This window comes from Kluyvera fluvialis, from assembly GCF_059725275.1.
Genome location: NZ_AP046142.1, coordinates 1,103,590 through 1,129,703 on the forward strand (window position 1 = coordinate 1,103,590; position 26,114 = coordinate 1,129,703).

The window sequence follows — 26,114 nt, forward strand, 5'->3', positions numbered from 1 at the left end:
CTTAAAAGATGCGATAAAATAATAATAATTAACGTTCAGGCTTTCAGCGGCCTGTTAACAAATTCGGGGAAGCGGCTCGGCATGGGGAAGATCCAATGTCCGCTTCACGCCGTACAATCCGGCAACGCGTACTCCTCGGCGTTCGGTAACCTCGCCGATAATAGCGGCATCCGCCCCTAAAGGATGGGCATGTAGTGCGGCAAGCACTTCGTCGGCGGCTTCGCGGCTTACGCCAATCACCAGTTTAGCTTCATTGGCAAAGTTAAGTGCGTCAAGCCCCAATAATTCGCACACGCCGCGCACCGCATCTTTCAGCGGTAGCGATTGTTCGTGGATTTCAATCCCGTAGCCGCAGGTGGCGGCAAACTCGTGCGCCACCGCGTTGACGCCGCCACGGGTGGCATCGCGCAGCGCTTTGACACCAGAAATTGGCCGCAGACGCTGAATCAGCGGCGTTAGCACCGCGCAATCGCTCATCAACTCGCCATCCAGGCCGAGCTGTTCACGCAAATTGAGGATAGTCGCGCCGTGGTCGCCCAGCGTACCGCTGACAATCAGCACGTCGCCTGGCGTTAGCGTGGCGGCGCCCCAGTGAATATCGGCGGGAATCGCGCCCATGCCTGCGGTGTTGATAAACAGCTTATCCGCTGCACCGCGCCCGACCACTTTGGTGTCGCCGGTCACGATGGCGATATCTGCCGCTTTTGCGGTTGCTGCCATGCTGTTGACCACCGCTTCGAGGGTTTCCATCTCTAGTCCCTCTTCGATAATAAACCCGCAGGAGAGGTAGCGAGGGATTGCGCCACTGACGGCAACATCGTTAGCTGTGCCGCAGACCGCCAGTTTACCGATATTCCCGCCAGGAAAGAATAGCGGGTCGATGACATAGCTGTCGGTCGAGAACGCCAGACGGTCGCCGTGGGCGGTTAATGATGCCAGTGACAGTCTCGCTTGGTCTTCTTGTTCTGCCAGCCACGGGTTGGCAAAGGCTTTCATAAACAGGCCGTCGATCAACTGCTGCATGGCCTGGCCGCCACTGCCGTGGGCTAACTGGATACTTTTCATGCTTCTGCTTCCTGACTGCGATATTGATACCATGCGGCGCACGCGCCTTCAGACGACACCATCAGCGCGCCAAAGGCGCTTTGTGGGTTGCAGGTCGCACCGAATAGCGGGCATTGATGTGGCTTGCAGCGGCCTGTGAGCACGTCGCCACAGCGGGCGCGCGGGTCGTCGCAAACGCGCTGCGGCTGCGGTTTAAAGTGCGCTTCGGCATCAAAGGCGTGATAGTCGGGGGTAAGCTGCACGCCGGAGTCGTTAATTAACCCCAGCCCGCGCCATTCGCTGTCGCCCTTAACCGCAAACACCTCCGCAATGGCCTGTTGCGCCAGCAGGTTGCCGTCGTCCGGCACTACGCGGCGATACTGGTTCTCAACGCGGCTGTTGTCGGCAATTTTTTGCTCCACCAGCATGTTCACGCCTTGCAGCAAATCCACCGGCTCAAAGCCTGCCACCACCAGCGGGCGATGATAGTCGCTGGCGATAAAACCGTAGGCATGAGTGCCAATCACCATGCTGACATGCCCGGGGGCGAGAAAGGCGTCGATGCCGTTGTCCGGCTGGTCGAGCAGGCTGCGTAGCGTCGGGATAAGTGTAATATGCTGGCAGAAAAAGAAGAAGTTACTGACGTTGTGCGCTTTCGCCTGTTGCAGCGTAATCGCGGTGGTCGGCATAGTGGTTTCGAAGCCTAAACCGAAGAATACCACTTTGCGTTCTGGGTTCTGCTGCGCCAGCTTTAAGGCGTCCATCGGCGAATAAACGATGCGGATATCCGCGCCGCGTGATTTCGCCTGCGTTAGTGAGCCGTTTTTCCCCGGCACGCGCATGGCGTCGCCGAAAGTGCAGAAAATCACCTCTGGATGGCTGGCGATTTCAATACAGGTGTCGATGCGTCCCATCGGTAACACGCACACCGGGCAACCTGGCCCGTGGATAAACTCGATGTTATCTGGCAGCAACTGATCCAGGCCGAATTTAAAAATGGCATGTGTGTGTCCGCCGCACACTTCCATGATGCGCAGTGGGCGCTCGGCGGTATAAGCCAACAGTTTGGCGCGGGATTTGAGGTGTGCGATTAGCTGCATAACCTGTTCCGGCGCGCGGTACTCATCAACAAAACGCATTACCGTTCCTCACCGTACAGCAGCGCGCCGACGTCCGGCTCGACTTCAAACATATTTTCCAGCGCCGCCAGCGTGTCGCGCGCTTCTTCTTCATTAATGATGCTCATGGCGAAACCGACGTGCACCAGCACCCATTGGCCAATACGCGGCTGACCGTGTTCATCCACCGCGCCAACCAGCGTCAGGTCTACGTCGCGTTTAATGCCGCAGACATCGACTTTCGCCTGGACGCCATCAATCGAGGAAATTTGCCCCGGAATGCCTATGCACATCGTTGTGCCTCCAGCCAGTTCAGCCACTCGTCCATGCCTTCTCCGCTGGTGGCGGAAAGCAGGATGATGTCGATAGTCGGGTTAACCTCACGTGCGCAGGCAATGCACTTCTCTACGTCAAAGTTGAGGTACGGCAGCAGGTCGATTTTGTTCAGCAGCATGACCGATGCCGCCGCGAACATATGCGGATATTTCAGCGGTTTGTCTTCGCCTTCGGTGACCGAAAGTACCGCCACTTTATGGCGCTCGCCGAGGTCGAAGCTCGCCGGGCAAACCAGGTTGCCGACGTTTTCAATAAACAGAATGCCGTTGCTCTCAAGCGGCAGGCGCGGTGCGGCGTCGGCAATCATCTGGGCGTCAAGGTGGCAGCCTTTACCGGTGTTCACCTGAATGGCCGGTGTGCCGGTGGCGCGAATACGCGCTGCGTCGTTAACCGTTTGCTGGTCGCCTTCAATCACCGCACAGGAAACTCGCGCTTTCAGGCGCATCAGGGTTTCACTCAGCAGCGTGGTTTTACCGGAGCCAGGGCTGGAAACCAGGTTCAATACCAGTTGTTCGCGGGCGGCAAAGCGCGCGCGGTTACGGGCGGCAATCTGGTTATTTTTATCCAGCACGTCGATTTCAACTTCCAGCATCCGGCGCTGGCTCATGCCCGGGGCGTGGGTTCCGGCTTCACCGTGACCGTAGTGCAGGTCGCCGTTATCCGCGCGCTGCGGTTGAAATTCTTGCGTTCTGACGCCGGTAATCGACAGTGCCGGACGGCCTGCCGGTGCGAAGGGGGCGCTGCGAAACAGCGAGTGCGGGTTACGTTCGTCGCCCTCTATATAGAGGTTACCTTCGGCACAACCACAGGTGGTACACATACTTTACTCCTGATCAATTTCAATTCGCTGAATCTGTAAACCGTCGTCGGCGACGATGCGCAGCTTGTCGCTGTTGCAGTGCGGGCAGCGTCGTACGTGTACTGACACCAGTTGAACGTACTGCTGACAGGGTTCACACCAGCACTCTGCTTCTTGCTCCTCGACATGCAGTTCACAGCCTTCAGCCAGCGTGCCTCGGCACACCAGATCAAAACAAAAGGTCATCGCGCTGGTCTCTACGCAAGAAAACGCGCCGACCTTGATCCAGACGCCAGTGACGCGTTTCGCGCCGTTCTGTTGCGCCTGTTGTTCGACTATTTCCAGCGCTCTCTGGCAGAGCGTAATTTCGTGCATGAGGCCTCCTGTTTTCGTCATACGTGTGATTAATGCAATAACGATGCCAGAGATTCAAAAACGGCGGCAAAGACTGTCGATGACGATGTCGCAATGACGAAATGACATGTCACCATCGCCATGTCGTAACAGTAAAAATGTTTAAAATCATTGGGTTAAAAACATGGCATGAAAAGTGCTTAGGTAGCGTGTTTCTATTAACCGGGTAACCGACATGACTATTTGGGAAATTAGCGAGAAGGCCGACTATATCGCCGATCGTCACCGCCGCCATCAGGACCAATGGCGTGTGTACTGTAACTCTCTGGTTCAGGGGATCACGTTATCAAAAGCGCGTTTGCATCACGCCATGAACTGCGCACCAGAGAAAGAGTTGAGCTTTGTGCTGTTCGAACACTTTGTGGTGTCCGTAAGCCTGGCCGACGGCTTTAACAGCCACACCGTTGAGTACTACGTGGAAACGCGCGATGGCCTGAATAAAGAATGCGTTGCACACGCTGAACTGAGCGCTAACGGCTTTATCGACGACAGCGTCAATATCCGCGACCGCGAGCAGGTACTGGAGCATTACCTGGAAAAAATTTCGCCCGTATACGAGACCCTGTATGCGGCGCTTGAGAGCGATAGCCCAGTGAATTTTTCCCTGCTGGCGCGTGAACCTCATCAGGCATCTCTCGCCTGAAATACCGGTGTGTCGAGGGGTGTCGAAATGACACTTGCTCTGCATGATTTCGTCAAAAATGACTGTCACCTGAGGAAGACCTGGTGAATCGTTTTGTAATTGCTGACTCTACCGTTTGTATCGGTTGCCGCACCTGTGAAGCGGCCTGTGCGGAAACGCATCGCCAACACGGCCTGCAATCCATGCCACGGCTTAGAGTAATGCTCAATGAAAAAGAATCCGCGCCACAGATGTGTCACCACTGTGAAGACGCGCCGTGCGCCGGGGTTTGCCCGGTAAATGCGATTACCCGTGTGGATGGCGCGGTACAGCTTAATGAGAGCCTGTGCGTGAGCTGCAAACTGTGCGGGATTGCCTGCCCATTTGGGGCAATCGAATTTTCTGGCAGCCGCCCGCTGGATATCCCGGCGAATGCTAACACGCCAAAAGCGCTGCCTGCGCCACCGGCTCCCGCGCGCGTTAGTACGCTGCTGGACTGGGTTCCGGGCGTGCGTGCCATCGCCGTGAAGTGTGACCTGTGTCATTTCGACGAACAAGGCCCGGCCTGTATTCGTACTTGCCCAACCAAAGCGCTGCACCTGGTGAACAACATGGACATCGCCCGCGTCAGCAAGCGCAAACGTGAGCTGACCTTCAACACTGACTTAGGCGATCTGTCGCTGTTTCAGGCGCAACAAGGAGAGGCGAAATGAGCGTGATGACGTTAATCAATAGCGCAGTGGCATGGTTTACCGCCGCCGCCGTGCTGTCCTTTTTGCTGTCGTTTAACCGCTCGCTGAGCGGCGTGGTTGCCGGTGTCGGCGGCGCGCTGGGCAGCCTGTGCGCGGCGCTGGCCGGGGTGCAGGTGCTGGTACATGGCCTTCCGGTTATGGGTAGCCTGTCGCTGGTGCATTATCACCTGCTGGTGACACCGCTGAACGCCATTTGGCTGATTGCGCTGGGGTTGTGCGGCCTGTTTATCAGCCTGTTCAACATTGACTGGCACCGCCATCCCAACACCAAAAGCAACGGCCTGCTGGTGAACATCCTGCTGGCTGCGGCGGTATGTGCCGTGGCGGCGAGCAACGTTGGCTCCCTGGTGGTGATGGCTGAAATTATGGCGCTGTGCGGTGCGTTCCTGACCGGTTGCGCCTCCTCCGGCAAGCTGTGGTTTGCGCTGGGCCGTCTGGGCACTATTCTGCTGGCGGTTGCCTGTCTGCTGCTGTGGCAGCGTTACGGCACACTGGACTTAGGGCTGCTGAACGAACGCGCGCAGATGCTGCCAATCGGTTCTGATATCTGGGGGCTGAGTGTGCTGGGCTTCGGCCTGCTGGCAGGGATTATCCCGCTGCACGGCTGGGTTCCGCAGGCACATGCCAATGCCAGCGCACCGGCTGCTGCGCTGTTCTCTACCGTGGTGATGAAAGTGGGCCTGCTCGGTATTCTCACCGTTTCTCTGCTGGGTAACGCTCAACCGCTGTGGTGGGGCATTGCGCTGCTGGTGCTGGGGATGATTACGGCCTTTGTCGGCGGCCTGTACGCGCTGATGGAACACAATATCCAGCGTCTGCTGGCGTACCACACGCTGGAAAACATCGGCATTATCCTGCTCGGTCTGGGCGTGGGGATCACCGGTCTGGCGCTGCAACAGCCGGTGATGGTGGCGCTGGGTCTGACCGGTGGCCTGTACCATCTGCTCAACCATAGCCTGTTTAAAACCACGCTGTTTCTTGGCGCGGGCGCGGTCTGGTTCCGTACCGGTCATCGCGACATCGAAAAACTGGGCGGTATCGGCAAGCGTATGCCAGTGATTTCTCTGGCGATGCTGGTTGGCCTGATGGCGATGGCGGCACTGCCGCCGCTGAACGGTTTTGCCGGTGAATGGGTTATCTACCAGTCGTTCTTCAAACTGAGCACCAGCGATGCCTTTATTGGCCGTCTGCTTGGGCCATTGCTGGCCGTTGGCTTGGCGATTACCGGGGCGCTGGCGGTGATGTGTATGGCGAAAGTCTACGGCGTGACCTTCCTCGGTGCACCGCGTACCGAAGAAGCAGAAAACGCCCGCTGTGCGCCGCTGCTGATGTCCGTCAGCACCGTAGTGATGGCGCTGCTGTGTATCGCTGGGGGTGTTGGTGCGCCGTGGCTGCTGCCGCTGCTGAGTACGGCTGTGCCATTGCCGATGGCGACCGCGCACACCGTGGTTTCTCAACCGATGATTACCCTGCTGCTGATTGCCTGCCCGCTGCTGCCGTTCATCATCCTGGCACTGCTCAAAGGCAACCGCCTGCCAAGCCGTTCTCGCGGTGCGGCGTGGGTGTGTGGCTACGACCACGAACAGTCAATGGTGATTACCGCGCACGGTTTTGCCATGCCGGTGAAACAGGCCTTTGCCCCGGTATTGTCTCTGCGTAAGTGGCTCAACCCGGTGTCTTTGGTTCCGGGCTGGCAAAGTGCGGCAGCGCCGCTGCTGCTGCAACGTCTGGCGCTGGTTGAACTGGCGGTGCTGGTCGTGATTGTCATCTCTCAAGGAGCCTGAACATGACGGTCTTATTTGCTTTATTGCAGGCGCTGGTGTTGTTTGCCGTTGCGCCGTTGCTCTCCGGTATTACTCGCGTGGCGCGCGCACGGTTGCATAACCGTCGTGGCCCAGGCGTGATGCAGGAGTATCGCGACATTATCAAACTGCTGGGCCGCCAGAGCGTAGGCCCGGACGCTTCTGGTTGGGTGTTCCGCCTGACGCCGTTTGTGATGGTTGGCGTGATGCTGACTATCGCCACGGCGCTGCCCGTGGTCACCATTGCCTCGCCGCTGCCGGGTGTGGGTGACTTGATAACCCTGATTTACCTGTTTGCCGTCGCGCGTTTCTTCTTTGCTATCGCTGGTCTGGATACCGGTAGCCCGTTCACCGCCATCGGCGCAAGCCGTGAAGCGATGCTGGGCGTGCTGGTCGAGCCGATTCTGCTGCTCGGTCTGTGGGTTGCCGCGCTGGTCGCCGGTTCTACCCATATCAGCAACATCACCGCCACGATTTACCAGTGGCCGGTGAGCCGCAGCGTTCCGCTGGTGCTGGCGTTCTGCGCCTGTGCCTTCGCCACCTTTATCGAAATGGGCAAACTGCCGTTCGACCTGGCGGAAGCCGAGCAGGAGCTTCAGGAAGGCCCGCTGTCCGAATACAGCGGTAGCGGTTTCGGTGTGCTGAAGTGGGGCATTAGCCTGAAACAGCTCGTGGTGCTGCAAATGTTTGTCGGCGTCTTTATCCCGTGGGGACAGATGACCAGCTTTAGCGTCAGCGGCCTGCTGGTCGCGGTGATTGCTGCCATCGTCAAACTGGTGGTTGGCGTACTGATTATCGCCCTGTTTGAAAACAGCATGGCGCGTCTGCGTCTGGATATCACTGGCCGTATCACCTGGACCGGCTTCGGTTTAGCCTTTTTAGCTTTCGTCTCCTTGCTGGTGGCGTGATAAGAGAGTTTTGAGCATGTCTGAAGAAAAAGTGGGTCAACACTACCTTGCGGCGCTGCATCAGGCCTTCCCCGGTGTGGTGCTGGACGAAGCCTGGCAGACCAAAGATCAGTTAACGATCACCGTTAAGGTGAACTACCTGCCGGAAGTCGTCGAGTATCTTTACTACCAGCAGGGTGGCTGGCTGTCGGTGCTGTTCGGCAATGACGAACGTAAACTGAACGGTCACTACGCCGTGTACTACGTGCTGTCGATGGAGAAGGGCACGAAGTGCTGGATTACCGTGCGCGTGGAAGTGGACGCCAACACCCTTGAATATCCTTCCGTAACGCCACGCGTTCCGGCGGCGGTTTGGGGCGAGCGTGAAGTGCGCGATATGTACGGCCTGATCCCCGTCGGCCTGCCGGACGAACGCCGCCTGGTGCTGCCGGATGATTGGCCGGACGAGCTGTATCCGCTGCGTAAAGACAGCATGGATTACCGCCAGCGCCCGGCGCCGACGACCGATGCGGAAACCTACGAGTTCATCAACGAACTGGGCAGCAAGAAAAACAACGTCGTGCCGATTGGCCCGCTGCACGTCACCTCCGATGAACCTGGCCACTTCCGCCTGTTCGTTGACGGCGAGAACATCATTGATGCCGATTACCGTCTGTTCTATGTCCACCGTGGCATGGAAAAACTGGCGGAAACCCGTATGGGCTACAACGAAGTCACCTTCTTGTCTGACCGTGTTTGCGGTATTTGCGGCTTTGCACACAGCACCGCGTATACCACCTCCGTCGAGAATGCGATGGGCATCGTCGTGCCGGAACGTGCGCAGATGATCCGCGCCATTCTGCTGGAAGTTGAACGCCTGCACTCGCATCTGCTGAACCTCGGCCTGGCGTGCCACTTCACCGGTTTTGACTCCGGGTTTATGCAGTTCTTCCGCGTGCGTGAGGCCTCCATGAAAATGGCGGAAATCCTCACCGGTGCGCGTAAAACCTACGGCCTGAACCTGATTGGCGGTATCCGTCGTGACTTCCTGAAAGACGACATGATCCAGACCCGTCAACTGGCGCAGCAGATGCGCCGTGACGTGCAGGACCTGGTGGATATTCTGCTGAGCACCCCGAACATGGAACAGCGCACCGTCGGGATTGGTCGTCTTGACCCGCAAATCGCCCGCGACTTCAGTAACGTTGGCCCAATGGTTCGCGCCAGCGGTCACGCGCGCGACACCCGCGCCGATCACCCGTTTGTGGGCTATGGTCTGCTGCCGATGGAAGTTCACAGCGAGCAGGGCTGCGATGTTATTTCGCGCCTGAAAGTGCGTATCAATGAAGTGTTTACCGCGCTGAACATGATTGACTACGGTCTGGACAACCTGCCGGGCGGCCCGCTGGCGGTGGAAGGTTTCACCTACATTCCACACCGCTTCGCGCTGGGCTTCTCTGAAGCACCGCGCGGTGACGATATCCACTGGAGCATGACCGGCGACAACCAGAAACTGTACCGCTGGCGCTGCCGTGCGGCGACCTACGCCAACTGGCCGACCCTGCGCTACATGCTGCGCGGCAACACCGTGTCCGACGCGCCGCTGATTATCGGTAGCCTCGATCCTTGCTACTCCTGTACTGACCGTATGACCGTGGTCGATGTGCGTAAGAAGAAAAGCAAAGTCGTGCCGTACAAAGAGCTTGAGCGCTACAGCATCGAGCGTAAGAACTCGCCGCTGAAATAATTGAGCCATTGCGTGAGGTTCCCCTCAGCCCGACCCTCTCCCTTCCAGGGAGAGGATTAGGGGCAGAAAACCGCACGCAAGCTGGGAGCAACTATGTTTACCTTTATTAAAAAAGTCATTAAAACCGGCACTACGACGTCGTCTTATCCGCTGGAGCCGATGCCGGTTGATAAAAATTTCCGTGGCAAACCGGAACATAATCCACAGCAGTGCATTGGCTGCGCGGCGTGCGTGAACGCCTGCCCGTCGAATGCCCTGACGGTGGAAACCGACCGCGCTACCAACCAACTGGCGTGGCAGTTCAACCTGGGGCGCTGCATTTTTTGTGGTCGCTGTGAAGAAGTGTGCCCAACGGCGGCGATTAAGCTGTCGCAGGAATACGAACTGGCGGTATGGAAAAAAGAAGATTTCCTTCAGCAGTCTCGCTTTGATATCTGCAACTGCCGGGTGTGCAAACGCCCATTTGCGGTACAAAAAGAGATTGATTACGCCATTGCGCTGCTGAAACACAACGGCGACAGCCGTGCGGAAAACCACCGCGAAAGTTTTGAGACCTGCCCGGAATGTAAGCGTCAGAAATGTTTGGTGCCTTCCGACCGTATTGACCTGACTCGCCACATGAAAGAGGCCATCTGATGAGCAACTTAATAGGGCCACGCGACGCCAACGGTATGCCAGTACCGATGACGGTAGAAGAATCTATCGCCAGCATGAAAGCCTCGCTGCTGAAAAATATCAAACGTTCTGCCTACGTTTATCGCGTGGACTGCGGTGGCTGTAACGGCTGTGAAATTGAGATTTTCGCCACGCTTTCGCCGCTGTTCGACGCCGAACGTTTCGGGATTAAGGTCGTACCGTCACCGCGCCATGCTGACATTTTGCTGTTCACCGGAGCAGTTACTCGTGCGATGCGCTCCCCGGCGCTGCGTGCCTGGCAGTCTGCGCCAGATCCAAAAATCTGTATCTCGTACGGCGCTTGCGGTAACAGCGGCGGTATCTTCCACGACCTGTACTGCGTCTGGGGCGGAACCGATAAAATCGTGCCGGTGGATGTGTATATTCCAGGCTGCCCGCCAACGCCTGCGGCAACGCTGTACGGTTTTGCGATGGCGCTTGGCCTGCTGGAGCAGAAAATCCACGCCCGCGCACCGGGTGAACTGGACGCGCAACCGGCGGAAATTCTGCATCCAGATATGATGCAACCGCTGCGCGTTAAAGTTGACCGCGCCGCGCGCCGCCTGGCGGGTTATCGCTATGGCCGCCAAATTGCCGACGACTATATGCTGCGTCTGGGCCAGGGCGATACCCAGGTTGAGCAATGGCTGGCAACGGAAAACGATCCGCGTTTGACGGAAATCGTCACGCAACTGAATCACGTAGTAGAAGAGGCACGTATTCGATGAGCGAACAGGTGGTGTTCAGTCAACTGAGCCGTAAATTTATTGATGAGAACGATGCAACGCCCGACGAGGCGCAGCAGGTTGTCTATTACAGCCTGGCGATTGGCCACCACCTCGGGGTCATCGACTGCCTCGAAGCCGCGCTGACCTGCCCGTGGGATGAATATCTGGCATGGATTGCTACGCTGGAAGAGGGCAGTACGGCACGGCGTAAAATGGAAGGCGTGCCGAAGTATGGCGAAATCGTTATCGACAGCAATCATGTGTCGATGCTGGCTCACGCGTTTGATAAAGCCCGTGCGGCGCAAACGCCGAAGCAGCAGGAATGGAGCCAGGCGATGCTCAACATGCTGCACGCCATTCATCAGGAAAGTGCAATTTACTTAATGGTTCGGAGGCTCCGTGACTGACGTTTTATTATGTGTTGGCAATAGCATGATGGGCGACGATGGCGCAGGCCCGTTGCTTGCTGAAATGTGTGCTAGCGCGCCGAAGGGCAACTGGGTAGTGATTGATGGCGGCAGCGCGCCGGAAAACGACATTGTGGCGATTCGCGAGCTGAACCCGGAGCGGTTGCTGATTGTTGATGCTACCGATATGGGGCTGAATCCTGGCGAGATCCGCATCATCGACCCGGACGACATTGCGGAAATGTTTATGATGACCACCCACAATATGCCGCTCAACTATTTGGTTGATCAGCTAAAAGAGGATGTGGGCGAGGTGATTTTCCTCGGTATTCAGCCGGATATCGTCGGGTTCTATTACCCGATGACGCAGGCGATTAAAGATGCCGTAGACGTCGTTTACCAGCGCCTGGAAGGCTGGGAAGGCAACGGCGGGTTTGCGGAGTTAGAAGCGGCAGAAGAGTAGCGGTAAAGCCGGATGGCGCTAACGCTTATCCGGCCTACGATGAACATTGAGTCGTTGAGTGGTACGTTGTGGAGGGGCATTATCAGCATTTCCACAATGTTACTCCCACGGATTAGTTATTGTGTAGGCCGGATAAGCGCGAGCGCCATCCGGCACAGACGATACGGATCTATTCGACGCTAACGACCAGCGTTTTAATCTCAAAAGGCGTAAAGGTGAGCATCACTTTGCCCTCTTTTATCGTAACGGGTTCACCGTTTTCCTCCATCAGATTGCACAGTTGCCCTTGCGTAATTCGCGGGTCTAACGTGACCATCGCCAGGGTGTGGCAACCATCAAACTCATAAAGGCGAAGCGCCAACCCTTCTCCGGCTTCGGTTTGCTTGATGGTTTCCACGCAGACGTGCGGTGAATCGCAGCGAATAAAACTGCTGGCGACACGATGATTGCTGCCTGTAACGCTGCCCTCATGGGTACACAGTTTGAGAGGGTTATTAAAGAGATACGCTTCGCGGTTAACCTGGCCTTCCACCTCATCGCCGCAGTGCGGGAACAGCGCGTAGCTGAAAGTGTGCTGCCCGCGATCGGCATCAACGCCGGGGGAATTCTGCGAGCGCAGCAAGTTAAGATCGAGAATACCGTTCTTCGCATAGTGCCCATATTTGCAATCGTTGATAAGCGCCACGCCATAATCGCGCTCGGAATAATCAATCCATTTATGCGCGCATATTTCAAACTGAGCCGCGTCATAAACATTGCGCGTCAGCGTACTGCGCTTAAATTTGCCGAACTGGATATCGCAATTAACGTCATCGCTAAATACCGCCACATCGAACGAAGTACGCAGCATTTTTAAGTTTTCATGCCAATCGACAGTCGTGGTAAAGGTGATGAGTTTGCTGCCTGGCGTCAGGCTAATGGTCTGCTGTAGCGTTGAATTCCCATAGCGGTAATGCTGCTCAACAATCGCCAGTGGGCCTTCCTGACGCGACGTGACCTCGCTAAGAACAAAGTATTCTGGCGTCCGGTTCCGCCACGTAATATCAATATCCCAGCAGTTACCGCAGATATCGTCATACACCGCCAGTTGGTTGCCGAGCGTATTATCGCGCAGAACCGATTTGCCCGTTTCTGTATCGATAATCTCGCTGATGTGTCCCTGCGCATTAAAAACGATGCGAATTACCTCATTTTCAAGACAGGTATCCTGCACCGTCATGGCAGGGATCGCAGGTGACGGTAGGTTATCCAACTCCGTATAACCGAAGGCTGGCAGCGTGATATGACGGTAGCCGTCTGCCATCGCAACCCAGGCTTCGCGGGCAAAGCCCGTAATATTATGGGCAACCGTATTACCGGCGGGGACGGCGCAATATTCTGCAAACTCTGTGAGATAGTGTTGAGTCAGTTGCTCTACCTCCGCCAGTAAAATAGCGTAGCGGGCGACAGATTCATCATAAACGCGTTTTATTGATGAACCCGGCAAAATATCATGGAACTGATACAGCAACACTTCCTGCCAAATTTGACGCAACTGCTCTACGGGATAGGCGGCTTGAGTATAGAAAGACATTCTGCTGGCGGCGAATTCCAGTTCGCGCAATGCATTTTCCATTTTACGATTGTAGAATTTATTTCTCGCCTGAGTTGTCAGTGTGCCCTGATGTTTTTCTAAATACAGCTCACCTTTATAATGCGGATAATTGCGCTGGTCTTTGGCAATATGATGGAAAAAGTCGCAGGCTTTTCCCTGTTTTACCGGGGAAATACCGTTCAGGTCTTTAATTCGTTGCAGCCGTTCCAGATGTTCTGGCCCTGGGCCACCGCCGCCGTCACCAATACCAAACAGCATCAGGGCGCTGTCGCAGACGCCTGCATCCTGATAGTTCTTTTCTATAAATTTAATGCCGCGTGGTGCGGCCGGGCTATTATAGTTTTCCTCTGGCAGCATATGCGTTAATACGCCAGTACCGTCAATGCCGTGCCAGATAAACGTATGGTGCGGGAATTTATTATGCTCATTCCACGACAGCTTTTGCGTCATAAAATAATCAATTCCACTTTTTTTCATAATCTGTGGCAGGTTGGCGTTATAGCCAAATACATCAGGAAGCCACAGCATATTGGTGACTTGCGAAAATTCCTGCTGCCAGAACTGGCGACCATAGATAAACTGCCGTACCAGCGATTCTCCCGACGGCACGTTCATATCCGGCTCTACCCACATATCGCCCTGAATTTCGAAACGTCCAGCTTTAACCTGCTGTTTAACGCGTTCAAATAACTGCGGGTGATCTTCTTTTATCCACTGAAATAGCTGTGGTTGGCTGGCACCAAAATGGTAATCAGGATAGCGTGCCAGCAGATCCAGCGCGGTGGAGAAGGTGCGCGCGCCTTTGCGCTTTGTTTCGCGCAGCGGCCACAACCAGGCCAGATCGATATGTGCGTGACCAATGCCGGTGACGGTAATCGTGGGGTCGCCGCCTTTTTTATTCAGCTCGGTTGCCAGGCATTGTCGGGCAGCGGCAATGGCGTCGTCAGAATAACCGGTAGCCAAATCCAGCGCCTGCTCCAGACACACCACCAGCCGTCGGTAACGGGGCGATTCAGCATCCAGGCTTTTTAACAGATCGAACAGCACCCAGGCGTCATAATAGAGCGCGCGTAGTTCATCATGACATACGGCGATTTCAGCCAGATCCAGCGTACCGCTGCCCAAATTACCGAACAGATCGTTACAGGCCAGATCCAGCCACAGGTCTACTTTGCCATTCGGGCAGTTCTCCGCAGTCAGTTGCCAGACGGTTTTACCCGGTAGCCCCAGGCTGGTTTCAAACGTGGAATCGACGTTGGTCAGGCCGCGTATGGGGTTTCCCTGGCGGTCGTAAATCAGCGATTCGCCGCCGCAGTCAAAGTGCAGTACCACATGCTGACTGCGGGCGGATTCTGGAATCGTGCCGCAGACATTGACCCAGGCGCAGTCCCACAGCTTGCCCCAGCTTTCTCCTTTTTTGAATTCAACAGGCGTGCCCTGTTGGCGCTGTGCGAAGGGGACCGGCTCCGGCGTGACGCTCCCAAAAACCGTAACTTCAGCCACCGGAGAATAAATTGTGTCTTTTATTTTCTTAATCAGATAATCAATATCTTTCAGCGACTTCTCATAAAACTTGAGCATAATGAATTCCTTTCAATCATGAAGTTCGGATTAATAAATGCGCTGTTCATCTTCGCCAAACATTAACAATGCGCGGCTAAAAAAACGGGCGGTATAGTGAGTGTTAAGCGTCAGATCGCGTCCGTGGCGTGTTTCTATAATCAAACTCCCGCCCGCCGGATTACGGGCATAAGCAAATGTCTCGCTGCCGAGTTGTTCCAGCATATCGATGGTGAGCGTGAGCGAAGCATCTCCTGCATCATCAAATTGCTTTGGTCGAATACCGATTTTTACGCGGCTGCCTTGTGCAACCCGCGTTTTAATGGGAATGGTAATGTGGTCTCCGGAAAATTTTGGCAGGGAAACAACCACGCCTTTTTCACTTTGGGAAATAATCTCACCGTCGATAAAATTCATTTTGGGTGAACCGATAAATCCGGCGACAAAAAGGTTGGCTGGGTCGTCGTATAATTCCAGCGGTGAGCCTACCTGTTCTATTTTCCCTGCTCGCAATACCACGATTTTGTCTGCCAGGGTCATGGCTTCTACCTGATCGTGGGTGACATAAATCGTGGTGGTTTGCAGCTCCCGATGCAGACGGGCAATTTCAATACGCATTTGCACACGCAGTTCGGCATCAAGGTTGGAGAGCGGTTCATCGAATAAAAAGACTTTTGGATCACGAACAATCGCTCGGCCTATTGCCACGCGCTGCCGCTGACCGCCGGATAACGCTTTCGGCTTACGTTTTAGCAGCGGTTCCAGCTCTAACGCGCTAGCGGCCTGCAATACCTTTCTTTCTATTTCCTCTTTCGACACGCCCGCATGTTTGAGGGCAAACGCCATATTTTCTTTTACCGTCATATGCGGGTAGAGGGCATAGGTCTGAAACACCATCGCAATGCCGCGCTGTGAAGGATCAACATCATTCATGCGTACGCCATCAATCGTCAGCTCACCAGCAGAAATTTCTTCCAGCCCGGAGATCAGGCGTAACAGCGTTGATTTTCCGCAACCGGAAGGGCCGACAAATACCACAAACTCACCGTCATTAATGTTTAAATCGACATCCTTGATAATTTCGATTTTGCCAAATGATTTTTGTATACCCGTTAAATTGACTTTAGCCATTTTACTAACCTCTCTGGCAGGTATTTTTCCTACCACGGTAATCGAGTGGATATGTCGTTCTACTTAACTGAACCCAACATTCCCTGAACAAATTGTTTTTGCATTGCGAAGAAGACCAGTAACATTGGCGCGGTGGCTATCACGGTGACCAGCATAATGATGCCGAAATCAGGCAAATAAGCAGAACCCAGTGATGAAATCACCAGCGTAAATGTTTTCTGTTCATTAGATTGCAAAACAAGTAATGGCAAGATGTAGCTATTCCATGCCGACATAAATACGATAATAAAGGCGGCGGCGTACGTTGAACGCATTACGGGAATATAGATAAACAGAAATATCTTCCACTCTTTTAACCCATCCACCCGCGCGGCATCGCGCAAATCAGCAGGAAAGGCTTTGGTACTCTGGCGAAAATAAAAGATAAGGTATACCGAGGTAATACCGGGCAAGATCACCGCTAAATGTGAGTTGATAAAGCCAAACGTCGCCAGCAGCGTGAACAGCGGGATCATCGTGGCGGCAAAAGGGATCATCATGGTTAATAATAGTCCCTGGTAAATTTTTTCTTTTACCCGCGAGCGAAATATCTCAAAACCATAGCCTGCCATTGATGAGATTAATAAAGTTAATATTGAACCGATAATGGCTATTTTGCTGGTATTCCATAATATCAGCCCAATATCAAACAGTTCATTCAGCTTTTGAAAATTGACGATGAGCTGATGACCAAATGACATCTTCCCTTTGATAATATCGTTACTGGAGTTGGTTGCACCAATAATCATCCAGATAAATGGGAACACTGAAAGGAAAGAGATAACTACCATAAACAGGTAGGTTAAGCTACGGCGAATCACTCTGAACCCATTCATTAATCACGCTCCCGTGCCAGCCAGAATTGAATAAATGCCAGCATGGCGACTAATACGACAATGACGTAAGAAACCGTCGCGGCATAACCATAATTGGGGACAAATTTAAAGGAAAGATTATAAATATACATTGAGAGGGTTAAGGTACTGTTGACCGGCCCTCCTGCTGTAATATTCATCGTCTCATCAAATAGCTGTAACGTACCGATAGTTGAGGTGACGGTAGTAAACAGGATAACCGGTTTTAACATCGGAACGGTGATGGATAAAAATTGCCGGGTTTCTGATACGCCATCAATGCGCGCCGCTTCATAAATCGACCGGTCAATGTTTTGCATCGCTGCAATATAAAAAATCATGTTATAGCCCGTCCAGTGCCAGGTGATCGCCGAGGCAATGACTATTCGCGCCCAGAAGGGGTCGGATAACCATGAAATGGGTTCGGAGATAATCCCTAACGCCAGTAAGGCGTAGTTAATGATGCCGTCAAAAGAGAACATACTTTTGAACAGGATCGAGTAGGCCACCAGCGAAGTGATACAAGGTAAAAAGACAGCCGTGCGCCAGAGGCTACGGAATTTGAGGTTAGGTATATTAAGACATGCGGCGACGATCATCGCCAGTATAATCATGACCGGCATCTGGATGACTAAGAAAATACAAGTATTAAACAGTGTTTTATGGAACACTGGATCGCCAACCAGTCGGTATATATTATTCAGACCGACAAACCGAGTGATCATGCCCTGTCCTGCATGGAATGACAGCCATAATGATTTCACTACCGGATAGAGGGTGAATGTCAACACCAAGAATAGTGCAGGTAAAACAAATACCCAGCTATTAATCATTATGGTCTGTTTAGGACGCAATAACGCCATAACTAATCCTCATATAACAGGGCGGGAGATCCCTTGCCCATAATACCTGTCATGCTTCGGGTTGCAGCGTCTGACCGCAACCCGAAGTAGTAGACTAAGTACACAAAGTTATTGAATTTGCGTTTTGACCTGTTCCTCAGTATCACTTAACGCTTTATCGATAGATTTGCCTTTCAATATTTGCGGAAGTTGCTCATTAAGTGCCATCGCGGCTTCATCAGAATAGATACCATAATTAATGCTAGGAATAATTTTCAGCCAGTCGCTAAAGTTGCTCCAGATTGGTGTATTACCAAAATAAGGATCGGGCGCTTTATAAGCATCACCCTCTTTGGCCAACAGATTTGAACCCATCGCTCCCCGGCTTTTCAGGATTGACTGATAAAAATCAATATTTTTGACATAAATATCACTTAGAAAACTAATTGCAGTGTCTTTTTGCTTACTGCTGGCGAGAACGTACCAACTGGAGCCGCCGAGGTTAGATGCGTGGGTTGCGCCCTTCACCCCTTCCATGACCGGAATTTCTGCCACCCGCCATTTACCCGCCTGTTTAGGTTCTGCTTTGATAGTGCTGATCCCCCAGACACCGGTTATCACACTGGCGACGTTATTTTTTTCATTATTCAGCGTATTGGTGGCTTCCGACCAACCAAATACCGGTTTGACGATCCCGGAATTATTAATTTTGACATAATATTGCAGCGCAGCTTTTAATGCGTCGTTGTTTGCGATAGTTGGCTGATTATCTTTATCAAAAAACCATGAACCTGCGGACTGCAACATAATATTGATCAACAGGGTATCATTAGGGTCGATAGCTAACATTTTTTTGCCGGTTTTACTGTCCACCTGTTTGCCAATTTCTATATAGCGATCCCAGGTCAGGTTTTTCATATCCGCTTCGCTGAAACCGGCCTGTTCAATAATGTCCTTACGATAAAATAGCCCCGTTACCCCGGAATCAAACGGGACGCCATAGGTTTTATTCTCATGCTTCATTGTTGCTATTTTCTGATTGGCGAAAACGTTGTAATCAATTTTCCCGTCAAGAGGCTCAAACGCCCCTGGATAGAACTGGATATAGCGCTGTATTTTATTATCTTCCACTAAAACAATATCCGGCAGCCCCTCTGTTACGCCGGAAGTCAGCATGGTCTGGATTTTTTGCTCAACGTCAGATTTCCCCATATCGACGACATTAAAAGTCACATCGGGATGGGTTTTACGGTAGATCTCTCCCGCTTCTTTCATAATGGGAATATTGAAATTAGGATCCCACGACCAGATAGTAATTTCCTGTGCCTGAACGCTAAATACCGCGCTTAATGCCAGTGATGCGACAAATAGTTTACGCTTGATCATATCCATGATTCCTTTTGATATTTGATGTTCTGAGTCTTTTCCCTGTCACCAACCATTTATGATAGATCTGCTCATCCATGAGCAAATCCGGCAAAACTCACTGATACGCGAGGGTAAAAGACCAGTGATATTCTGGCTCTTGCAATAAATATTCAGGATGAACGCTCATGGTCCAGGAATCATCGCCGCCGACGCCCATATGGAAGCCATCAAGAGTCAGCCATACCCCTTTTTCTTCCTGCATCAAGTGCCAGTGCGAGGTTTCCATCAACTGACGTCTGCCGTATGGGCTGAGTGAAAAATGGAAATGACCGCGAACCTGCCAGCGCTGCCATGAGAGCGCGCGAGTATCGCAACGCAGACCGTTTTCAGAAGGTGAGATGTACGGCGTGGTCATGGCCGATAACGGCTGCGTCCAGCGAGAAAACTGTGCTGCCGACAAGCGGTCAGGATAATTTTCATGCGGGCCACGACCAAGCCAGGTGACAGGCGAGTTATCCGAGACTAACTGGCACACCGCGCCGATGCGGGGCAGGGGAGGCAACCTCATATCCCGTTTGACATCAATCGCCACCTGTAATTGCCCGGCATTATCCACGGTCATCGTCCACTGGCTGATGATAATGGGCTGCTGATGGTCGCTATCGGTCGCTAAATAATAGGCGTGGAGCGCTTTTACCACGATGCCGTCCTGCGTGGCTTCGGCGGTGCTGCGATGGCAATGGTGCGCTAAATCATACAGTCCGGCAGCTTTCCAGCGGCCGTCCCAAATATTCATATTCAGGGTTGCTGGGTCGCCGCTACCGACATCGTTATCCAGCGGCGCGCGCATAAACTGATCGACCAGCGGCTCCAGAAGCTGCGGTTCGCCATCTACCCGCCATTGTGAGAGCGCGCCGGTTTCCCGACACACCTGCCATTGCTGGTTTTGCCAGTCAATTTGGTAATATTGATCGGTGGTGCAAAGTTCAGGGGCTGCGATAAATTTCACCGCTTTAACGGCGGGCAGCGGCGTTGGCAGATGCCACTGTTCCTGCGCGCAACAGTGACCCGCTTCAGCCCACGCGGTGGGCGCAATATGCTCGACGCGAAGATTCAGCCAGACCATTTCATCATCTGGCTGGGCATCAAACCCGGTTGCGCTAAGGACAATTTGCTGGGTTTCGCCAGGTGCCAGTAACAACGGCAGCGTACCCTGCTGGCGAACTTCACCCTGCGCTTCAATCGCCCAGTACAGGCGTTCATTATCGCTATTTCTGAACAGAAACTCGCTGCTGACAGCAATGGTCAGAGGCTGGGTGCTGAGCAACTGAAACTGGAAATACTGCTGATGATATTTGGCTTCTGACAGGCTGGGATGCGGGGTGCGATCCGGGAAAACCACCCCGTTCATACAGAACTGGCGATCGTTAGGGGCATCGCCAAAATCACCGCCGTACGCCCACCACGGATTGCCTTGCGCGTCGTAACGGGTCAGGCATTGATCGGCCCAGTCCCAGATGAAGCCGCCCTGTAAGCGCGGGTACTCCCGAAAAGCTCGCCAGTAATCGGCAAAGTTACCCAGACTATTGCCCATCGCATGGGCATACTCACATAAAATGAGCGGGCGATTTTCACCGGGTAAACTCAGCCATTTTTTTATCGACCATTTTGGTGGGTTTTCTTCGAGCGTGGTGTCAACGCGCGCATACATCGGGCAAATGATATCGGTCGCCTGGGTATTGGCTCCGCCGCCTTCATACTGCACCGGCCGCGTGGGGTCTTGTTGTTTAACCCAGTTGTACAGCGCGGTATGGGTAGCCCCGAAACCGGATTCATTGCCCAGCGACCAGATGATAATGCTGGCATGATTACGGTTGCACAGCACCATGCGGGTGACACGCTCGGCGTAAGCGGCAAGCCAAAGCGGATCGTCCGATAAACGGTTCACTGGCTCCATGCCATGCCATGCGATTCGATATTGGCTTCATCAATCACGTACAGACCATAGCGGCTGCATAATGCATACCACTGTGGTTGATTAGGGTAATGAGAGCAGCGCACGGTGTTAAAATTATTCTGCTTCATCAGCAGGATATCTTGCACCATGTCAGCGTAACTCACGGTGTGGCCCGTTATCGGGTGGTGCTCGTGGCGATTGACGCCGCGAATTAATACCGGCTTGCCGTTAACTTTGAGCAGGCCATCCTGAACCTCGATTTTCCTGAAGCCGACATCACAGGCTTCGCTCACGATTGCCTGATCGTTTGCGTCCAGTAACGAGATAACCACCCGATACAGCCAGGGTTGTTCGGCGCTCCACAATAATGGCTTATCGACGGTGAGTTGGATGTTCAGACGCTCGGCATAATCGTTATGCCCGCGTCCGACATGCTCCGTAGCGGAGGCGATTTCGTGTTCGCCGCGCCAGAGCGCCGTTTTAATTCGGTAGCCACTGGCGGGGGAAACATTATTGAGCGTGATAGTTGCCGATAATGTGCCCTGACGAAAAGTGTCATCCAGGGTGGTTTCAAGACAATAATCGGCAATCGACTGCGTTGGTAAATGGAGTAACGTGACCGGGCGGAAAATACCGCTCATGCGCCACATATCCTGATCTTCAAGATAAGTCCCCGCGCTCCAGCGCAATACCAGGACGCACAGGCGGTTGCTGCCTGGTTTAAGAACCTCGCTAAGATCAAATTCAGCAGGCAGGCGGCTATCCTGCGAATAACCAATCCACTGACCGTTGCACCACAGATAAAATGCCGAATCCACGCCACCCAATATTATTCGCGTCTGCCCCGATGCTTGCCAGTGGTCAGGCACGGTGAAATCCAGGGAATAACAGCCGGTGGGGTTTTCATGTGGGACATCAGGCGGGGTGACGGGAATGGGATAGCGAATATTGGTATAGATGGGGGTGTCATATCCCTCGGTTTGCCAGTTGGAAGGGACGTTTATGGGTTTCGCATCCGGCAATATCCCCGTCAGCCAGGCCTCTGGTACATCCTGAGGGCAGGCGAAATAGCTAAATTGCCATTCACCATTGAGTGATATTTCGGCCTGCGACGTTTGATCGTCTCGGGCTGAAAGGGCATTTTCCCATCCATGTAGTGGTGTATGCGCTTTGAGTCGATTAATTTCACTGATGGATTGGCGTTGCCAGTCATTTCTTGAAAGAATATCGACAAGTGATGATATATTTGAAGTGTATGAGACAGGTTTCATGATCTTATCCATTGAATCCTTTAAGTAATATACTTGTTAAGAATGACGGCAATCATTAATCGACGTGACGATAAGCGCTAGCCCGCCGGATATCGCCACAACGTATACCCTTGAGGTTATTTTGGTGATAGTTTTTTTGCCGAAAAAGTATACGAATGTCGCAAACTAATAATTATTATTTTTATTAGTTTGTGTCTAATCTGGTTTTTGATTAACAATGGAAGCTATTTGTATTTATATATAATAAATATTGTTTTTTAATCTTATATAATATTATTAAATGTATTTGTATGGTCTATATATTTGTGATGTAAATAATAGAGTGATAAAAAAAGGTTCATCGCAGGTTAGCGTGAACCAATAGAAAACGGCAGTCAGAACGTTTAGGTTTGTATTCGCCAAAACACACCTTGAACCTTCAAAACTGCCGTTGCCATGAATGCTAACCTGACTTCTTTTTTCTGGAGAGGGTTCAGTGTCTCTGAAATCCCGGCAGGTCATCAAACGGAGCCGCTGGTTGTTGCTGCGCAATCCGGAAAACCTACCGGTGGGACATGACGTCAGGCTGTCAGAATTACTGGAGGCGTCCTGGGAAAGCGGCATAAAGGCACTGAGGCAGTTCGCTGAAAAATTAAAGGGCTATGTGGCCGGGATAGTAGCCAGTGCGACACACAGACTGAATACCAGCGTACTAATTGGAGTCATTATCCTTTTCAGGATGGTATTCAAACTGCTCACACATTTTAGGATCCTTTACGTAGTCAGTGCCTGAAAAGGGACCTTTTTGGCCACACGAATGATAGTCAGCAAGGGGAACGAATGAAATATACAGTGACAACGGGAAAGCAAGAATAAATGCGAGGATGATATATCCCCAGACAGCTTTTATCACTTTACACCATAACTTCGTGATGCCGACAGTAAAGGGAAGGAACAAAAACAAGAACACTAATACATCAAAATATCCCATAACAGGCAAATATAGTAATGCAAATACATCACGCCAACTATAGTAGACAGCATCTGCACCTGCGAAGACATCCTTGATTGTAGCCCAACTTGTACGGGTAAAAAAAATCAATGCACCAGTAAGTACCATAATGAAAAAAAGACATGCAAGAATGAATTTCACTCTTTCTTTTAATGTCATGTTCTTCATCACCAATTCATTTTTATTGTTCATCAGATTTATCCTTTTCAGGATGGTATTCAAACTGCTCACACATTTTGAGGTCTTTTACGTAGTGAACACCTGAAAAGGGGCCTTTTTGACCACACGATTCATAAACATTCAAGATATAAATAGAAATCACTATAGATAATGGAATGGCGATAAAGAAGGCGATAAGACCATACCCCCATACTATATTTATCGCTTTGTGCCACAACTTAGCGAGATTGAAAGTAAATGGTGAAAACAGAAGCAACAATGCAAATATATCAAAATACCCCGCGACGGGAAGAAAGAGCAATATAAAGACGTCTCTAAAATCGTAGTAGAATGTGTCCGCACCTGTAAAAATACTTACTATGACAACACCGCTAGTATTCGTAAAGAAAATGAGTCCCCCAGTGAGCATGGCAATAACAAACACACCAGCAATGTTAAATTTTATTCTTTCCTTTAGCGTTGTAAAAACTCTCACTTCTAACGTTTCTTTTTTGAACATAAAATTCCCTTACCAGCCTGTATTCATCAGGCCAAACATAAATGGACTGGTATGTTCAAGGTTCCATTTCTCTATTTCCGCCCGTGACTTCATCCCTTCTCTAATCGCTGAAATTAACTTATCAGATAAATGATACTTACGATCCAGATAATCTAGCGCAAGTGTAATTGAAAAACCAACCACAACAAGAAGCACTATTCCTGCTGCAATGGGGAGTATGACTCCAAAAGATGCAGCGACCGTAGTCAGAACCCCGCCAACCGCAACCAAAACCTTCGTCACAAATATCGTCACAATAATCTTGGCAATATCCATCGTAATATTACCAATAAAGGTCGCCACATCATGGTCTGATTTAAAGATAAGTTGAACAGTACCGCCAATGAAAACCAGATGCAGAATTTGGCACCTTCAAGAATGCTGCCATTAATACCCGCTTTACCAATACCTAACTCAAGTATCTGAGGCGAGTTAATTCTATATCTTGTCCCCCGGAGGATACGCCGCAACGACGCATAACCGGTAATTTTGACATAAGCTTGCCCACCATATTGATACGGAATGGCTTTGATACCTAATCCCTTTAGTCGGTAGACCAGTTTACCTGCGTCAGCATAACTCGCGAGCTTTGAGAGATTTTTTGCCCCCGCGATGCCGTCCTTAATATTACCTACATAGGTGGTGGCAAGAATCACAGGCTTACTGTTGTCCAAATCATCAATCACGCCCTGCACTTGTCCTTCCTGCCTCTGCCTGATGAAATTTGTCATGATGACGTCCTGTCTTTTTCATCCTTGGATTTATCCTTTTCCGGATGATATTCAAACTGCTCACACATTTTTATTTCTTTTACATAATAACTGCCTGAAAAGGGGCCCTTTTGACCACATGATTGGTAGTTGCTCAATGAGTAAAATAAAATTATCAGAGATAGTGGAATTGAGAGGAGCAACATCAGCCATCCATATACTGCTACAGCCTTCATCCCTGTCAGAAGATACTCCAGTAAGTTTCGGGTAACGGGAAAAAACATCATGGCAACAATAAGAATATCAGCATAAAAAAATGCCGGAAGCCAAAGGAAAAGCGGTATAGTTTTCCAGTCATAGTAAACAACGTCTTTTTTATATAGTATATCGGCAAGCTCAGAACCGCCGACTGTAAAGATAAAAACGGTTGCAGCAGTAGTGCAACTAAATAAAAATAATGCGGTCAGCCTCACTTTTACTGAGATATTGGTCAATGCCCGCCTTGCCATGCGCTCCTGATTCTCTCGTTTTCCAGACATGACATATCCTTACCAGTGTGTATTCATCAGGCCATACGTAAATGGGCTGGTGTGTTCAAAATTCCATTTTTCGATTTCGACCTGCGTCCTCATACCTTCTCTAATTGCTGAAATCAATTCATCCGACAAATGATATTTCTTATCCAGTTCATCCAGCGCCCAAGTAATAAGAAAACCCACTGCGATGAAGGATGCTGCGGTATCAACTGATTGATGGGCACCTTACCGCTCAGGGTATCACCCAGGTAATCCGCCCATGATGGATTCTGTTTATTTAACTCAGGCATTCCTGCCTCCATAGATTCGGGAAACAACTATCGTGGGCAAATAACAGAAAGCGTCCTGCACTTGTCCTTCCTGCCTCTGCCTGACGAAATTTGTCATGATGACGTCCTGTTTTTTTCATCCTCGGATTTATCCTTTTCAGGATGGTATTCAAACCGCTCATACATTTTGGGATTTTTTACATAGTCAGCGCCTGAAAATAGACCTTTTTGCCCACACGAGTCATAACCATTCAAGATATGAATGGAACTCGCTATGAATAGTTGAATTGCGAATAAGAAGGCAACAATACCCCAGACAATATTTATCACTTTGTACCACAACTTCGCGAGATTGAAAGTAAATAGCGAAAACAGGAGCAATAATGCAAATATATAAAAATATCCCGCGACGGGAAGAAAGAGCAATATAAAGACGTCTCTGAAATCGGTGATGCCTCTAATTGGTTGAATTAGTGCATG

Annotated in this window: 24 protein-coding genes and 1 pseudogene; 9 read left to right on the plus strand and 16 right to left on the minus strand. The window is 51.6% G+C overall.

The genetic code is table 11. From position 1 onward, the window contains the following. Positions 1-54 precede the first annotated feature (54 nt). From hypE to hypA, 5 genes are read right to left on the minus strand one after another with little or no spacing between them, the layout of a single operon-like run. A complete protein-coding gene (gene hypE, locus AC6I4B_RS05345) occupies positions 55-1,065 on the minus strand; it encodes a hydrogenase expression/formation protein HypE (RefSeq protein WP_497770159.1) in 1,011 nt (336 codons plus the stop codon). Beyond that, a complete protein-coding gene (gene hypD, locus AC6I4B_RS05350) occupies positions 1,062-2,183 on the minus strand; it encodes a hydrogenase formation protein HypD (protein WP_497770161.1) in 1,122 nt (373 codons plus the stop codon). The genes hypE and hypD overlap by 4 nt, the downstream gene beginning before the upstream one ends. Beyond that, positions 2,183-2,455, minus strand: coding sequence for a HypC/HybG/HupF family hydrogenase formation chaperone (locus tag AC6I4B_RS05355; protein WP_497770163.1), 273 nt, complete (start codon positions 2,453-2,455; stop codon positions 2,183-2,185). Before AC6I4B_RS05355 ends, hypD begins: the two co-directional genes overlap by 1 nt. Further along, positions 2,446-3,318 (minus strand): hydrogenase nickel incorporation protein HypB, encoded by an 873-nt coding sequence (gene hypB / locus AC6I4B_RS05360; protein WP_497770164.1) that lies wholly within the window; start codon positions 3,316-3,318, stop codon positions 2,446-2,448. The genes AC6I4B_RS05355 and hypB overlap by 10 nt, the downstream gene beginning before the upstream one ends. Before the next feature lie 3 nt (positions 3,319-3,321). Next, positions 3,322-3,672 (minus strand): hydrogenase maturation nickel metallochaperone HypA, encoded by a 351-nt coding sequence (gene hypA / locus AC6I4B_RS05365; RefSeq protein WP_497770166.1) that lies wholly within the window; start codon positions 3,670-3,672, stop codon positions 3,322-3,324. 214 nt (positions 3,673-3,886) lie between these two features. Here hypA and hycA point away from each other — a divergent pair, with 214 nt between their 5' ends. The 9 genes from hycA to hycI all read left to right on the plus strand — a co-directional run bounded on the left by hycA (position 3,887) and on the right by hycI (position 11,794). Next, the gene (gene hycA / locus AC6I4B_RS05370) at positions 3,887-4,354 is read left to right on the plus strand and encodes a formate hydrogenlyase regulator HycA (protein WP_497770167.1); all 468 of its coding nucleotides are present in this window, start codon (positions 3,887-3,889) and stop codon (positions 4,352-4,354) included. A gap of 83 nt (positions 4,355-4,437) precedes the next feature. Beyond that, positions 4,438-5,046 (plus strand): 4Fe-4S dicluster domain-containing protein, encoded by a 609-nt coding sequence (locus AC6I4B_RS05375; protein WP_497770169.1) that lies wholly within the window; start codon positions 4,438-4,440, stop codon positions 5,044-5,046. Further along, complete coding sequence (gene hycC, locus AC6I4B_RS05380) at positions 5,043-6,869, plus strand: formate hydrogenlyase subunit 3 (RefSeq protein ID WP_497770170.1); 1,827 nt, start codon at positions 5,043-5,045, stop codon at positions 6,867-6,869. The genes AC6I4B_RS05375 and hycC overlap by 4 nt, the downstream gene beginning before the upstream one ends. 2 nt (positions 6,870-6,871) lie before the next feature. Next, positions 6,872-7,795, plus strand: coding sequence for a respiratory chain complex I subunit 1 family protein (locus AC6I4B_RS05385; protein WP_497770172.1), 924 nt, complete (start codon positions 6,872-6,874; stop codon positions 7,793-7,795). Between the two features lie 16 nt (positions 7,796-7,811). Next, positions 7,812-9,521: a formate hydrogenlyase subunit HycE gene (gene hycE, locus AC6I4B_RS05390; RefSeq protein WP_497770173.1), complete on the plus strand. Its 1,710-nt coding sequence runs from the start codon at positions 7,812-7,814 to the stop codon at positions 9,519-9,521. Between the two features lie 93 nt (positions 9,522-9,614). Next, positions 9,615-10,157 (plus strand): formate hydrogenlyase complex iron-sulfur subunit, encoded by a 543-nt coding sequence (locus AC6I4B_RS05395; protein WP_497770175.1) that lies wholly within the window; start codon positions 9,615-9,617, stop codon positions 10,155-10,157. Beyond that, the gene (locus AC6I4B_RS05400) at positions 10,157-10,924 is read left to right on the plus strand and encodes an NADH-quinone oxidoreductase subunit B family protein (protein WP_497770176.1); all 768 of its coding nucleotides are present in this window, start codon (positions 10,157-10,159) and stop codon (positions 10,922-10,924) included. The genes AC6I4B_RS05395 and AC6I4B_RS05400 overlap by 1 nt, the downstream gene beginning before the upstream one ends. Then, positions 10,921-11,331, plus strand: a complete 411-nt coding sequence (locus tag AC6I4B_RS05405) for a formate hydrogenlyase maturation HycH family protein (protein WP_497770178.1) — start codon at positions 10,921-10,923, stop codon at positions 11,329-11,331. Before AC6I4B_RS05400 ends, AC6I4B_RS05405 begins: the two co-directional genes overlap by 4 nt. Continuing rightward, the gene (hycI, locus tag AC6I4B_RS05410) at positions 11,324-11,794 is read left to right on the plus strand and encodes a hydrogenase maturation peptidase HycI (RefSeq protein ID WP_497770179.1); all 471 of its coding nucleotides are present in this window, start codon (positions 11,324-11,326) and stop codon (positions 11,792-11,794) included. Before AC6I4B_RS05405 ends, hycI begins: the two co-directional genes overlap by 8 nt. Positions 11,795-11,963: 169 nt before the next feature. On the opposite strand, the gene AC6I4B_RS05415 is transcribed toward hycI, so the two are convergent. The 11 genes and pseudogenes from AC6I4B_RS05415 to AC6I4B_RS05465 form a co-directional block, all read right to left on the minus strand. Beyond that, positions 11,964-14,969, minus strand: coding sequence for an alpha-mannosidase (locus tag AC6I4B_RS05415; protein ID WP_497770181.1), 3,006 nt, complete (start codon positions 14,967-14,969; stop codon positions 11,964-11,966). A gap of 30 nt (positions 14,970-14,999) precedes the next feature. Next, positions 15,000-16,079, minus strand: coding sequence for an ABC transporter ATP-binding protein (locus AC6I4B_RS05420; protein ID WP_497770183.1), 1,080 nt, complete (start codon positions 16,077-16,079; stop codon positions 15,000-15,002). Positions 16,080-16,138: 59 nt separating this feature from the next. After that, a complete protein-coding gene (locus AC6I4B_RS05425) occupies positions 16,139-16,954 on the minus strand; it encodes a carbohydrate ABC transporter permease (RefSeq protein ID WP_497770184.1) in 816 nt (271 codons plus the stop codon). Continuing rightward, positions 16,954-17,835, minus strand: a complete 882-nt coding sequence (locus tag AC6I4B_RS05430) for a carbohydrate ABC transporter permease (RefSeq protein WP_497770186.1) — start codon at positions 17,833-17,835, stop codon at positions 16,954-16,956. The genes AC6I4B_RS05425 and AC6I4B_RS05430 overlap by 1 nt, the downstream gene beginning before the upstream one ends. 108 nt (positions 17,836-17,943) lie before the next feature. Then, entirely contained in the window at positions 17,944-19,200 is a 1,257-nt protein-coding gene (locus AC6I4B_RS05435) for an ABC transporter substrate-binding protein (RefSeq protein WP_497770187.1), read from the minus strand. Positions 19,201-19,297: 97 nt separating this feature from the next. Then, positions 19,298-22,332: pseudogene (locus tag AC6I4B_RS05440) on the minus strand (beta-galactosidase). A 769-nt stretch (positions 22,333-23,101) separates the two neighbouring features. Next, a complete protein-coding gene (locus tag AC6I4B_RS05445) occupies positions 23,102-23,593 on the minus strand; it encodes a DUF1240 domain-containing protein (protein ID WP_497770189.1) in 492 nt (163 codons plus the stop codon). After that, positions 23,583-24,080, minus strand: a complete 498-nt coding sequence (locus AC6I4B_RS05450; protein ID WP_497770190.1) for a DUF1240 domain-containing protein — start codon at positions 24,078-24,080, stop codon at positions 23,583-23,585. Before AC6I4B_RS05450 ends, AC6I4B_RS05445 begins: the two co-directional genes overlap by 11 nt. A gap of 9 nt (positions 24,081-24,089) precedes the next feature. Beyond that, positions 24,090-24,395 carry a hypothetical protein gene (locus AC6I4B_RS05455; RefSeq protein WP_497770192.1) on the minus strand — a complete coding sequence of 102 codons (306 nt, stop codon included), beginning with the start codon at positions 24,393-24,395 and terminating at the stop codon, positions 24,090-24,092. Then, positions 24,371-24,850, minus strand: coding sequence for a hypothetical protein (locus AC6I4B_RS05460; RefSeq protein WP_497770193.1), 480 nt, complete (start codon positions 24,848-24,850; stop codon positions 24,371-24,373). Before AC6I4B_RS05460 ends, AC6I4B_RS05455 begins: the two co-directional genes overlap by 25 nt. After that, the gene (locus tag AC6I4B_RS05465) at positions 24,847-25,368 is read right to left on the minus strand and encodes a DUF1240 domain-containing protein (RefSeq protein WP_497770195.1); all 522 of its coding nucleotides are present in this window, start codon (positions 25,366-25,368) and stop codon (positions 24,847-24,849) included. The genes AC6I4B_RS05460 and AC6I4B_RS05465 overlap by 4 nt, the downstream gene beginning before the upstream one ends. Between the last annotated feature and the right edge of the window lie 746 nt (positions 25,369-26,114).